The sequence below is a fragment of the Variovorax boronicumulans genome (genome assembly GCF_009811375.1).
GTDB lineage: Bacteria > Pseudomonadota > Gammaproteobacteria > Burkholderiales > Burkholderiaceae_C > Variovorax > Variovorax boronicumulans.
The window spans coordinates 2,577,112-2,589,887 of the sequence record NZ_BKDH01000001.1 but is presented as its reverse complement, the minus strand read 5'-3'; the positions used below and the strand labels follow the sequence as shown (position 1 = coordinate 2,589,887).

The 12,776-nt window shown below is 66.0% G+C and carries 7 protein-coding genes and 1 tRNA gene; all 8 read left to right on the top strand.

Features of this window, described 5'->3' with window-relative positions; genetic code table 11:
• Nucleotides 1-213 precede the first annotated feature (213 nt).
• Nucleotides 214-2,058: a potassium transporter Kup gene (locus VHAB30_RS11860; RefSeq protein ID WP_159278337.1), complete on the top strand. Its 1,845-nt coding sequence runs from the start codon at nucleotides 214-216 to the stop codon at nucleotides 2,056-2,058.
• Between the two features lie 121 nt (nucleotides 2,059-2,179).
• Nucleotides 2,180-3,382, top strand: coding sequence for an efflux RND transporter periplasmic adaptor subunit (locus VHAB30_RS11855; RefSeq protein ID WP_062475847.1), 1,203 nt, complete (start codon nucleotides 2,180-2,182; stop codon nucleotides 3,380-3,382).
• Nucleotides 3,379-6,558 carry an efflux RND transporter permease subunit gene (locus VHAB30_RS11850; RefSeq protein WP_174250220.1) on the top strand — a complete coding sequence of 1,060 codons (3,180 nt, stop codon included), beginning with the start codon at nucleotides 3,379-3,381 and terminating at the stop codon, nucleotides 6,556-6,558. The genes VHAB30_RS11855 and VHAB30_RS11850 overlap by 4 nt, the downstream gene beginning before the upstream one ends.
• 204 nt (nucleotides 6,559-6,762) lie before the next feature.
• Nucleotides 6,763-6,849 (top strand) — tRNA-Leu (locus VHAB30_RS11845).
• 26 nt (nucleotides 6,850-6,875) lie between these two features.
• A complete protein-coding gene (tig, locus tag VHAB30_RS11840) occupies nucleotides 6,876-8,189 on the top strand; it encodes a trigger factor (protein WP_062475844.1) in 1,314 nt (437 codons plus the stop codon).
• 123 nt (nucleotides 8,190-8,312) lie between these two features.
• Entirely contained in the window at nucleotides 8,313-8,921 is a 609-nt protein-coding gene (gene clpP, locus VHAB30_RS11835) for an ATP-dependent Clp endopeptidase proteolytic subunit ClpP (protein ID WP_062475843.1), read from the top strand.
• Nucleotides 8,922-9,031: 110 nt separating this feature from the next.
• The gene (gene clpX / locus VHAB30_RS11830; RefSeq protein ID WP_062475840.1) at nucleotides 9,032-10,300 is read left to right on the top strand and encodes an ATP-dependent Clp protease ATP-binding subunit ClpX; all 1,269 of its coding nucleotides are present in this window, start codon (nucleotides 9,032-9,034) and stop codon (nucleotides 10,298-10,300) included.
• 15 nt (nucleotides 10,301-10,315) lie between these two features.
• Entirely contained in the window at nucleotides 10,316-12,757 is a 2,442-nt protein-coding gene (gene lon, locus VHAB30_RS11825) for an endopeptidase La (RefSeq protein ID WP_159277150.1), read from the top strand.
• Nucleotides 12,758-12,776 lie beyond the last annotated feature (19 nt).

Genomic DNA, 12,776 nt, shown 5'->3' with positions numbered 1-12,776 from the left:
TCGTAATGGGCCGGCGCGGCGGCATGACGAGGATTGGCAGGAGGAGTGGCGGACACGCCACGATTGTCGGCGACGTCATGTCCGGGCACTATGCTGGCGGCGTCGCCACTTTCCATCTCTCTTTCGCTCATGACGATGAAAGCAACTGCCGCGGCTTCCGGGACTGCGCTTCCCGCTTCGGGCGACACCGCACATCCGGCCGGGCCGGGGCTGATGATCGCGGCGCTGGGCGTCGTCTTCGGCGACATCGGCACCTCGCCGCTGTACGCCTTCAAGGAAACGATGAACCCCGAGCACGGCGTGCCGTTCTCGCCCGACGCGGTGCTGGGCCTGCTCTCGCTGATCTTCTGGGGCCTGATGTTCGTGGTGACGCTCAAGTACGTGGTGTTCGTGCTGCGCGCCGACCACGACGGCGAAGGCGGCATCCTGGCGCTGCAGGCGCTGGCGCGCAACGCCGTTTCCGGCCCGAAGACCCGGCCCTGGGTGTGGCGCGGGATCGGGGTCCTGGGCCTGGTGGGCGCGGCCATGTTCTACGGCGACAGCCTGATCACGCCGGCGATCTCGGTGCTGTCGGCGGTGGAGGGCCTGGAGGTGCAGGCGCCGGTGCTGCAGCGCGTGGTGATCCCGATCACGCTGGCGATCCTCGTGGGGCTGTTCATGGTGCAGAAGAAGGGCACCGGTGTGGTCGGCAAGATCTTCGGGCCGGTGATGCTGCTGTGGTTCCTGGTGCTGGGCGTGGCCGGGCTGTGGCAGGTGCTGCAGCAGCCGCAGGTGCTGGCGGCGCTCGACCCGCGCCGGGCGGTGAGCTTCCTGGTCGTGCACCGGGCGCAGTCGCTGGCCGTGCTGGGCGCGGTGTTCCTGGCGTTCACGGGCGGCGAGGCGCTGTATGCCGACATGGGGCACTTCGGTGCCAGGCCGATCCGTCTCGCGTGGCTCTTCATCGCGCTGCCGGGGCTGGTGCTCAACTACTTCGGGCAGGGCGCGCTGGTGCTGGCGAACCCGGCGGCCATCGACAACCCGTTCTTCCGGCTCTTTCCCTCGTGGGGTGTGCTGCCGATGGTGGTGCTGGCCGCCATGGCCACGGTGATCGCGTCGCAGGCGGTGATCTCGGGCGCCTTCTCGCTCACCGCGCAGGCGATGCGCATGGGCTACCTGCCGCGCATGCGCGTGGTGCAGACCTCTGGCACGGCCATCGGGCAGATCTACGTGCCAGCCGTCAACTGGTTGCTGATGGTCGGCGTGCTGCTGCTGGTGCTGGGCTTCCGCAGTTCGGGCGCGCTGTCGGCGGCGTATGGCATCGCGGTGTCGATCACGATGGTGACGACCACATTGCTGGCCGGCATCGTGGCCTGGGGCCTGTGGCGCTGGAACAAGGTGGCGGTGGTGGTCGGCGTGGCGGCCTTCGCGGCGGTCGACCTGACCTTCGTGGTGTCCAACAGCCTGAAGGTGGCCGAGGGCGGCTGGCTCACGCTGGCGGTGGCGGCCGGGGTGATGGTGCTGTTCACCACCTGGGCCAAGGGCCGGCGCCTGGGCCTGGAAGCGGCGGCGGCCGACAGCCTGCCGCTGCGGCCCTTCGTCGAGTCGCTGGCGCTGAACATGCCGCACCGGGTGAGCGGCACGGCCGTGTTCCTGAACCCCGACGCCACGGCGGTGCCGCATGCGCTGCTGCACAACCTCAAGCACAACCAGGTGCTGCACGAGCAGGTGATCGTGCTGCGCGTGCTCTCGTGCGACACGCCGCGCGTGGACGCGCGCCTGCGCATCGAGGCCGAGCAGCAGATGGACGGCATCTGGGTGGTCACGGCGCGGCACGGCTTCATGGAGCGGGCCGACGTGCCGGAGTTCATCCGCATCCTGGCCTACCAGAAGACCCTGGCCATCGACTCGATGAAGACCTCGTACTTCGTCTCCCGCGCCTCGGTGGGCGAGGAGAACCTGCCGGGCATGAACCCGGTGCGACGGGTGCTGTTCGGCTGGCTGCAGCGCAACGCGGGCCGGGCATCCGATTACTTCGAGCTTCCTGATAACCGGTTGGTCGAAATGGGGCAGAGAACCTAGCGCAGACATTGCTGTCGACATGGTCAACTGACCCGCGGGTCATTGACACTGTTTAACGTTTACCCTAGATTACTAACCGGTGGGTCATTAATGGCCCGGTTCCTCTCTTCTTGGGTGTCTCATGACCGCCTCCGCCGCCTCACTCCGTGCCCGCAGCGCCGCCTGGCTGCTGCTTCCCGCCATCTTTCTGGCCGGCTGTTCGCCGAAACCGCCTGCCCAGGAGCCCGTGAGGGCGGTCAAGTTCGTGACCGTCGGCACCAGCGACTACGACGCCCAGCCCGAGTTCTCGGCCGAGGTGCGGGCCCGGGTCGAATCGCGCCTGGGCTTCCGGGTGGCGGGCAAGATCATCCGCCGCCAGGCCGAGCTCGGCCAGCACGTGCAGGCCGGCCAGGTCTTGGCTCAGCTCGATCCGCAGGACTATCGCCTGGCCGCCGAGGCCGCCCGTGCCCAGCAGGCTGCCGCACTGACCAACCGCGATCTGGCAGCCGCCGACCTCAAGCGCTACACCGAACTGCGATCGCAGAACTTCATCAGCGGCGCCGAACTGGAACGCCGCGAAACCACCTGGAAGGCCGCGCAGGCCCAGCTCGAACAGGCGCAGGCGCAACTGGCCTCGCAAGGCAACCAGGCCAGCTACACGACGCTGGTGGCCGACGTGGCGGGCGTCATCACGGCCATCGAGGCCGAGCCGGGCCAGGTGGTGCAGGCCGGCACGCCGGTCGTGCGCATCGCCCAGGACGGTGCGCGCGACGTGGTGTTCGCGGTGCCTGAAGATCGCGCCGCGCTGATCAAGCCCGGCTCGCCGGTCGCGGTGCGCGGCTGGTCCGGCGGCGAGGTGCTGCAGGGCCAGGTGCGCGAGGTGGCGGCCAGTGCCGACGCGGTCACGCGCACCTACTCGGTCAAGGTGTCGATCGACGCCGCGACCTCGCCGGCGCTCGGCGCCACCGTCTACGCCAGGCCGCAGGCGCTGGCGCGCACCGACGTCGCGGTGATCAAGCTGCCGACCAGCGCGCTGCGCCAGGAAGGCAAGGGCTCGGCGGTCTGGGTGCTCGACAAGGACAGCATGACCGTGCGCTCGCAGCCGGTGCAGGTGGTCACGGCCGACGGCAATGAGGCCGTGATCGGTTCGGGCCTGTCGACCGGGATGATGGTCGTGGCCGCAGGCGTGCACGTGCTGTCGCCGGGGCAGAAGGTCACCATCTACCAGTCGAAGGAGGCCATGGCGGCCGCCGCCAATGGCCAGCAACAGGCGCAGGCGAAGCAGCAGGCGGTCGAGGCCGTGGCCGCGACGAAGAAGGAGATCGCAACGGGTGCCGCCAAATGACGGAAGGCCCTGCGACCCCCGCAACCCCTGCGACAACTCCGGCGTCCGAGTACAAGTCGCCCGGCTTCAACCTTTCCAAATGGGCGCTGGACCACGCGCCCCTCACGCGCTACCTGATGGTGGTGCTGATGGTGCTGGGCGCCTTCGCGTACTTCCAGCTCGGCCAGGACGAAGACCCGCCATTCACCTTCCGTGCCATGGTGGTGCGCACCTACTGGCCCGGCGCCACCGCGCAACAGGTGGCCGAGCAGGTCACCGACAAGTTGGAGCGCACGCTGCAGGAAGCGCCGTACGCCGACAAGATCCGCAGCTACTCCAAGCCGGGCGAGTCGCAGATCATTTTCCAGATCAAGGACTCGTCCAAGGCCGCCGAGGTGGCCAACGTCTGGTACACGGTGCGCAAGAAGATCGGCGACATGCGCGGCACCTTGCCCGCGGGTGTGCAGGGGCCGTTCTTCAATGACGATTTCGGCGACGTCTACGGCGTGATCTACGCGCTGGAAAGCGAAGGCTTCAGCTACGCCGAGCTCAAGACGCTGGCCGACGACGTGCGCCAGCAGCTGCTGCGCGTGAAGGACGTGGCCAAGGTCGACCAGTTCGGCGTGCAGGACGAAAAGGTTTTCATCGAGATCTCGCAGAAGCGCCTGGCCCAGCTGGGGCTCGACTTCAACGCCGTGCTGGCGCAGCTCGGCTCGCAGAACGCGGTCGAAAGCGCCGGCACGATCCAGTCGCCGCTGGACGTGGTGCAGGTGCGCGTGGGCGGCCAGTTCACCAGCGTCGAGCAACTGCGCGAGATGCCGATCCGCGGCAGCTCGGGCAACCAGATCAAGCTCGGCGACATCGCCGAGATCCGCCGCGGCTACGTGGATCCGCCGGCCGTCAAGGTGCACCACCAGGGCAAGGAAGTGATCGCGCTGGGTGTGTCGATGGCCAAGGGCGGCGACATCATCGCGCTGGGCAAGGCGCTCAAGGCCACCACCGCCACCATCGACCAGCGCCTGCCGGCCGGCGTGAAGCTGGCGCAGGTGCAGGACCAGCCGGTGTCGGTGGCCAGCTCGGTCAACGAGTTCGTCGGCGTGCTCATCGAGGCCGTGGCCATCGTGCTGGCCGTGAGCATCATCGCGCTCGGCCTGCACAAGGGCGGGCGCTTCGGCTGGTACATCGACATGCGCCCGGGGCTGGTGGTGGCCATCACCATTCCGCTGGTGCTGGCCGTGACCTTCCTGGCCATGAACTACTTCGGCATCGGGCTGCACAAGATATCGCTGGGGTCGCTGATCATCGCGCTCGGCCTCCTGGTGGACGACGCGATCATCGCGGTCGAGATGATGGTGCGGAAGATGGAGGAGGGCTACGACAAGGTCCGCGCCGCCACCTTCGCCTACGACGTCACGGCCAAGCCGATGCTCACGGGCACGCTCATCACGGCGGCGGGCTTCCTGCCGATCGGCATCGCCAAGTCGGTGACGGGCGAATACACCTTCGCGATCTTCGCGGTGACGGTGATTGCGCTGGTGCTGTCGTGGATCGTGTCGGTGTACTTCGTGCCGTACCTGGGCACGCTGCTGCTCAAGGTGAAGCCGCACGACCCCGACGCGCCGCCGCACGAGCTGTTCGACACGCCGTTCTACAACAGCTTCCGCCGCGCGGTGAACTGGTGCGTGCAGCACCGCTGGCTGACCATCGGCGCCACCGTGCTGATCTTTGCGCTGGGCATCGTCGGCATGGGCAAGGTGCAGCAGCAGTTCTTCCCCGATTCGAGCCGGCCCGAGATCATGGTGGACATCTGGTTCCCCGAAGGCACCTCGTTCGCCGCCAACGAAGAGGTGGCCAAGCGCGTCGAACAGCGCGTGATGAAGGAAGAGGGCGTGAAGACCGTCAGCACCTGGATCGGCTCCGGCGTGCCGCGCTTCTACCTGCCGCTGGACCAGGTGTTTCCGCAGACCAACGTGTCGCAGCTCATCGTGCTGGCCAAGGACCTGAAGGTGCGCGAAACGCTGCGCCTGCGCCTGCCCGCCTTGCTGGCCGAAGAGTTCCCCGAGGTGCGCGGCCGCGTGAAGCTGCTGCCCAACGGCCCGCCGGTGCCGTACCCGGTGCAGTTCCGCGTGATCGGCACCGAGCCCGCCCAGCTGCGCGCCCGCGCCGACGAGGTGAAGGCCGTGCTGCGCGAGAGCCCCAACATGCGCGGCGTGAACGACAACTGGAACGAGTCGGTCAAGGTGATCCGCCTGGAGATCGACCAGGCCAAGGCGCGTGCGCTCGGCGTGACCAGCCAGGCCATCGCGCAAGCATCGCGCACCATGTTCAGCGGCACCACGGTCGGCCAGTACCGCGAGAACGACCTGCTGATCGACATCGTGCTGCGCCAGTCGGCCGACGAGCGCGAGGCCATCTCGGACATCGGCAACGCCTACATCCCGACGACCACGGGCCGTTCGATCCCGCTCACGCAGATCGCCCGGCCGGTGTTCACCTGGGAGCCCGGCGTGATGTGGCGCGAGAACCGCGACTACGCCATCACCGTGCAGGGCGACGTGGTGGAAGGCCTGCAGGGCGCCACCGTGACCGAACAGCTGCTGCCCAAGCTGCGCCAGCTGGAAGCCGGCTGGCATGCGGCCGGGCAGGGCGGCTACCGCATCGAGGTGGCGGGCGCCGTGGAGGAAAGCTCCAAGGGCTCGGCCTCGATCGTGGCGGGCGTGCCGATCATGCTGTTCCTGGTGTTCACGCTGCTGATGCTGCAGCTGCACAGCTTCAGCCGCTCGCTGCTGGTGTTCATCACCGGCCCGATGGGCATCGCCGGCGTGGCTGCCGCGCTGCTGCTGCTGAACCGGCCTTTCGGCTTCGTGGCGCTGCTCGGCGTGATCGCGCTGATGGGCATGATCCAGCGCAACGCCGTGATCCTGATCGACCAGATCGAGCTCGACCGCGCCGCCGGCGTGCCGGCCTGGGACGCGATCGTCGAATCGGCCGTGCGGCGCCTGCGCCCCATCGTGCTGACCGCCGCGGCGGCGGTGCTGGCGATGATCCCACTGTCGCGCAGCGTGTTCTGGGGCCCGATGGCCGTGGCCATCATGGGCGGGCTGATCGTGGCCACCGTGCTGACGCTGCTGGCGCTGCCGGCCATGTATGCCGCGGCCTTCCGCATCAAGCGGGAGCCGCAAACCGCTGCCGCCTGACAAGGCGCTTTTCAGGGGCCGTTGTCGCGCGGCCCGTATCCCTTGCGCGAGAGTGGGTGAAATCCCCCAAAGGGGGAAGCCGGAAGGCCCCCATTCTTGCGTTTAAAATGCGCGGTTGACCGATTTCAGGCGGACGGTCTTGGGCCAGCGGTTTTCCGCAGCGCCGAGGCCGTCCGCCTTTGCATTCACCTGAAATTTGGCATCGCGCGGGTGGCGAAATTGGTAGACGCACCAGGTTTAGGTCCTGACGTTCGCAAGAACGTGCCGGTTCGAGTCCGGCCCCGCGCACCAGCCACACCCCTCACAAGGAAGACACCATGACCGTGAACGTTGAAACTCTCGAGAAGCTCGAACGCAAGATCACGCTGACCCTGCCGGTCGGCACCATCCAGAACGAAGTCGATTCGCGCCTCAAGAAGCTCGCGCGCACCGTCAAGATGGACGGCTTCCGTCCCGGCAAGGTGCCGATGAACGTCGTGGCCCAGCGCTACGGCTACTCGGTGCACTACGAAGTCATGAACGACAAGGTCGGCGAGGCCTTCTCGCAAGCCGCCAACGAAGCCAAGCTGCGCGTCGCCGGCCAGCCCCGCATCACCGAGAAGGAAGAGTCGCCCGAAGGCCAGCTCGCCTTCGACGCGGTCTTCGAAGTGTTCCCCGAAGTCAAGATCAACGACCTGTCGGGCGCTGAAGTCGAGAAGCTGTCGGCCGAAGTCGGCGACGAAGCCATCGACAAGACCCTGGACATCCTGCGCAAGCAGCGTCGTACCTTCGCCCAGCGCGCCCAAGACGCCGTGGCCGAAGACAACGACCGCGTGACGGTCGACTTCGAAGGCAAGATCGACGGCGAGCCCTTCCAGGGCGGCAAGGCCGAAGACTTCCAGTTCGTCGTCGGCGAAGGCCAGATGCTCAAGGAATTCGAAGACGCCGTGCGCGGCATGAAGTCCGGCGACAGCCGCACCTTCCCGCTGTCGTTCCCGGCCGACTACCACGGCAAGGACGTGGCCGGCAAGCAAGCCGACTTCATGGTCACCGTGAAGAAGATCGAAGCCTCGCACCTGCCCGAAGTCAACGAGCAGCTGGCCAAGTCGCTCGGCATCGCCGAAGCCACCGTGGAAGGCCTGCGCGCCGACATCAAGCGCAACCTCGAGCGCGAAGTGAAGTTCCGCCTGCTGGCCCGCAACAAGAACGCCGTGATGGACGCCCTGGTGGCCAACGCCGAACTCGACCTGCCCAACGCCAGCGTGCAGTCGGAAGTCGCCCGCATGATCGACGGCGCCCGCGCCGAGCTCAAGCAGCGCGGCATCAAGGACGCCGACAAGGCCCCGATCCCCGAGGAAGTGTTCCGCCCGCAAGCCGAGCGCCGCGTGCGCCTGGGCCTGGTCGTGGCCGAGCTGGTGCGTGCCAACGAACTGCAGGCCAAGCCCGAGCAGATCAAGGCCCACATCGACGAGCTGGCCGCCAGCTACGAGAAGCCGCAAGACGTCGTGCGTTGGTACTTCAGCGACAACAACCGCCTGGCGGAAGTCGAAGCCGTGGTCATCGAGAACAACGTGACCGACTTCGTGCTGGGCAAGGCCAAGGTCAACGAAAAGTCGGTGTCGTTCGACGAACTGATGGCGCAGCAGCAGTAAGCTGGTTTCCGTCGCTGCATGCAGCAACGCCGATGGGGCTTGTGCTTTGCGGCACGAGCCCCATTTCACTCAGGCGTACAGTTCAATCAGAGCGAACGAATCCATTTTCCGGAGAGCAAATTCATGAGCGCACAGGAAATTCAAGGCCTCGGCATGATCCCGATGGTCGTCGAGCAGTCGGGCCGCGGCGAGCGGTCGTACGACATCTACTCGCGTCTCCTCAAGGAACGCATCATCTTCCTGGTGGGCGAGGTCAACGACCAGACTGCCAACCTCGTGGTGGCCCAGTTGCTGTTCCTCGAGAGCGAGAACCCGGACAAGGACATTTCGTTCTACATCAACTCCCCGGGCGGCAGCGTGAGCGCCGGCATGGCGATCTACGACACGATGCAGTTCATCAAGCCGTCGGTGTCGACCATGTGCCTGGGCTTTGCGGCCAGCATGGGCGCCTTCCTGCTGGCAGCCGGCGAGAAGGGCAAGCGTTTCTCGCTGCCCAACTCCAAGATCATGATCCACCAGGTGCTGGGCGGCGCTCGCGGCCAGGCCACCGACATCGAAATCCATGCGCGCGACATCCTGCGCACCAAGGACCAGATGAATCGCATCCTGGCCGAACGCACCGGCCAGCCGCTGGAAAAGGTCAAGTCGGACACCGAGCGCGACTACTTCCTGACCGCTGACGAGGCCAAAGATTACGGCCTGGTCGACCAGGTCGTCTCCCAGCGCGGTTAATGCCGCCCGGCGCCTCGGGCGCCCAAAAGGCAAAAACGGCGTTTCCCACACGGGAAACGCCGTTTTTGTTTAGTTATCATTGTCCATACCCTGTCACGAGGCAAAAGTCCATGGCCGAAAAAAAAGGCACCTCCAGCGAAAAAACGCTTTATTGCTCGTTCTGCGGCAAGAGCCAGCATGAGGTCAAGAAGCTGATCGCGGGCCCTTCGGTCTTCATCTGCGACGAATGCATCGACCTGTGCAACGAGATCATCCGTGACGAGCTGCCGGCCGGTGAGGAAGCTCGCGACGCGCGCAGCGACCTGCCCACGCCGCTGGAGATCAAGACCAACCTCGACAACTACGTGATCGGCCAGGAGCCGGCCAAGCGCATGCTGTCGGTGGCGGTCTACAACCACTACAAGCGCCTGCGCCACAAGGAAAAGAACACCAAGGGCGACGAGGTCGAGCTCAGCAAGAGCAACATCCTCTTGATCGGCCCCACGGGTTCGGGCAAGACGCTCTTGGCGCAAACACTCGCGCGCATGCTCGACGTGCCCTTCGTGATGGCCGACGCCACCACGCTGACCGAAGCCGGCTATGTGGGCGAAGACGTCGAGAACATCATCCAGAAGCTGCTGCAAAGCTGCAACTACGAGGTCGAGCGCGCCCAGCGCGGCATCGTCTACATCGACGAAATCGACAAGATCTCGCGCAAGTCCGACAACCCCTCGATCACGCGCGACGTGTCGGGCGAGGGCGTGCAGCAGGCGCTGCTCAAGCTCATCGAAGGCACCATGGCCAGCGTGCCGCCCCAGGGCGGGCGCAAGCACCCGAACCAGGACTTCCTGCAGATCGACACGACCAACATCCTGTTCATCTGCGGCGGCGCCTTTGCGGGCCTCGAGAAGGTCATCGAAAACCGCACCGAGGCCTCGGGTATCGGCTTCGGCGCCGCAGTGAAGAGCAAGGCCCAGCGCAGCATCACCGAGGTGTTCCGCGAAGTCGAGCCCGAAGACCTGATCAAGTTCGGCCTGATCCCCGAACTCGTGGGCCGCATGCCCGTGGTCGCCTCGCTGGCCGAGCTGAGCGAAGACGCGCTGGTGCAGATCCTGACCGAGCCCAAGAATGCGGTGGTGAAGCAGTTCACCAAGCTGCTGCAGATGGAGGGCGTGGACCTCGAGATCCGTCCCGCGGCGCTCAAGGCGATCGCCCGCAAGGCGCTGGCCCGCAAGACCGGTGCGCGCGGCCTGCGCTCGATCCTTGAACAGTCGCTGATCGACACCATGTTCGAATTGCCGAACGCGACCAATGTCGACAAGGTGGTGGTCGAGGAATCGACCATCGACGAAAACAAGCCCCCGCTGCTCGTGTACCGCGAAACGGCGAAAAAGGCCTAAAGGACAAGGACGCTCATGTCTGGTCATACCCCATTGCCCCCCGAAGCCCTCGACCTGCCGCTGCTGCCGCTGCGGGACGTCGTGGTGTTTCCCCACATGGTGATCCCGCTCTTCGTGGGTCGCCCGAAGAGCATCAAGGCGCTCGAGCTGGCGATGGAGGCCGAGCGCCGCATCATGCTGGTGGCCCAGAAGGCCGCCGCCAAGGACGAGCCCTCGGTCGAGGACATGTTCGAGGTCGGCTGCGTCTCGACCATCCTGCAGATGCTCAAGCTGCCCGACGGCACCGTGAAGGTGCTGGTCGAAGGCCAGCAGCGCGCCCGCGTGAACCGCATCGATGACGGCGAAACCCATTTCTCGGCCAACGTGACGCCCGTCGAGGCGCCCGAAGGCGGCGAGAAGGGTACCGAGGTCGAGGCGCTGCGCCGCGCGGTGATGCAGCAGTTCGACCAGTACGTCAAACTGAACAAGAAAATCCCGCCCGAGATCCTCACCTCGATCTCGAGCATCGACGACGCCGGCCGCCTGGCCGACACCATCGCCGCCCACCTGCCGCTCAAGCTCGACAACAAGCAGGCCGTGCTCGACCTGGACGACGTCAAGGCGCGGCTGGAAAACCTGTTCGGCCAGCTCGAGCGCGAAGTCGACATCCTGAATGTCGACAAGAAGATCCGTGGCCGCGTGAAGCGCCAGATGGAGAAGAATCAGCGCGACTTCTACCTCAACGAGCAGGTCAAGGCCATCCAGAAGGAGCTCGGCGAAGGCGAAGAGGGCGCGGACATCGAGGAGATCGAGAAGAAGATCAAGCTCGCCAAGATGTCCAAGGAAGGCCTGAAGAAGGCCGAGGGCGAGCTCAAGAAGCTCAAGCTCATGTCGCCCATGTCGGCCGAAGCCACGGTGGTGCGTAACTACATCGACGTGCTCATCAGCCTGCCGTGGAGCAAGAAGACCAAGATCAAGCACGACCTGGCCAATGCCGAGGCCGTGCTCAACGCCGACCACTACGGCCTCGAGAAGGTCAAGGACCGCATCCTTGAATACCTCGCGGTGCAGCAACGCGTCGACAAGGTGAAGGCGCCCATCCTGTGCCTCGTGGGCCCACCGGGTGTCGGCAAGACCTCGCTGGGGCAGTCGATCGCCAAGGCGACCGGCCGCAAGTACACCCGCATGGCGCTGGGCGGCATGCGCGACGAAGCCGAGATCCGCGGCCACCGCCGCACCTACATCGGCGCGCTGCCGGGCAAGGTGCTGCAGGGGCTGAGCAAGATCGGCACGCGCAATCCGCTGTTCCTGCTGGACGAAATCGACAAGCTGGGCACGGACTTCCGCGGCGATCCGTCGAGCGCGCTGCTCGAGGTGCTCGACCCCGAGCAGAACCACACCTTCGGCGACCACTACGTGGAAGTCGACTTCGACCTGAGCGACGTCATGTTCGTCGCCACCTCGAACTCGATGAACATTCCGCCGGCGCTGCTGGACCGCATGGAAGTCATTCGCCTCTCGGGCTACACCGAGGACGAGAAGACCAACATCGCGATCAAGTACCTGCTGCCCAAGCAGATGAAGAACAACGGCGTGAAGGACGACGAACTGGCCGTCACCGAATCCGCCGTGCGCGACATCGTGCGCTACTACACGCGTGAAGCCGGCGTGCGCTCGCTCGAGCGCGAGCTGTCCAAGATCTGCCGCAAGGTGGTGAAGGGCCTGCTGCTCAAGCAACTGACGCCCAAGGTCACGGTCGACGGCGAGAACCTCAACGAGTTCCTCGGCGTGCGCAAGTACAGCTTCGGCCTGGCCGAGAAGCAGAACCAGGTCGGCCAGGTGGTGGGCCTTGCGTGGACCGAAGTCGGCGGCGACCTGCTGACGATCGAGGCCGTGACCATGCCCGGCAAGGGCGTGATCAGCCGCACCGGTTCGCTGGGCGACGTGATGAAGGAGTCGGTCGAGGCCGCGCGCACCGTGGTGCGCAGCCGCTCGCGCCGCCTGGGCATCAAGGACGAGGTGTTCGAGAAGCGCGACATCCACATCCACGTGCCCGACGGCGCCACGCCCAAGGACGGCCCGAGCGCGGGCGCGGCGATGACGACGGCCTTCGTGTCGGCGCTCACGGGCATCCCGGTTCGTGCCGACGTCGCGATGACCGGCGAGATCACGCTGCGCGGTGAGGTCACGGCCATCGGCGGCCTGAAGGAAAAGCTGCTGGCCGCCCTGCGCGGCGGCATCAAGACCGTGCTGATCCCCGAAGAGAACGCCAAGGACCTGCAGGACATTCCCGAGAACGTGAAGAACGGCCTCGAGATCGTGCCGGTGAAGTGGATCGACAAGGTGCTCGAGATCGCGCTCGAGAAGATGCCAGAGCCGCTGTCCGACGAAGAGGTGGCCGCTTCGGCTGCTGCGGTGGCCGAACTGGCCAAACAGCGCGCTGCGGCGCCGGCCGTCGAAGGCTCTGTCAAACATTGATCGATTGATTGCAGAACTT

What these genes read in the sequence shown, in the direction of transcription:
- VHAB30_RS11860 (WP_159278337.1), top strand. Translation starts at nt 214, where the DNA reads ATGATCGCGGCGCTGGGCGTCGTCTTCGGCGACATCGGCACCTCGCCG.
- VHAB30_RS11855 (WP_062475847.1), top strand. Translation starts at nt 2,180, where the DNA reads ATGACCGCCTCCGCCGCCTCACTCCGTGCCCGCAGCGCCGCCTGGCTG.
- VHAB30_RS11850 (WP_174250220.1), top strand. Translation starts at nt 3,379, where the DNA reads ATGACGGAAGGCCCTGCGACCCCCGCAACCCCTGCGACAACTCCGGCG.
- tig (WP_062475844.1), top strand. Translation starts at nt 6,876, where the DNA reads ATGACCGTGAACGTTGAAACTCTCGAGAAGCTCGAACGCAAGATCACG.
- clpP (WP_062475843.1), top strand. Translation starts at nt 8,313, where the DNA reads ATGAGCGCACAGGAAATTCAAGGCCTCGGCATGATCCCGATGGTCGTC.
- clpX (WP_062475840.1), top strand. Translation starts at nt 9,032, where the DNA reads ATGGCCGAAAAAAAAGGCACCTCCAGCGAAAAAACGCTTTATTGCTCG.
- lon (WP_159277150.1), top strand. Translation starts at nt 10,316, where the DNA reads ATGTCTGGTCATACCCCATTGCCCCCCGAAGCCCTCGACCTGCCGCTG.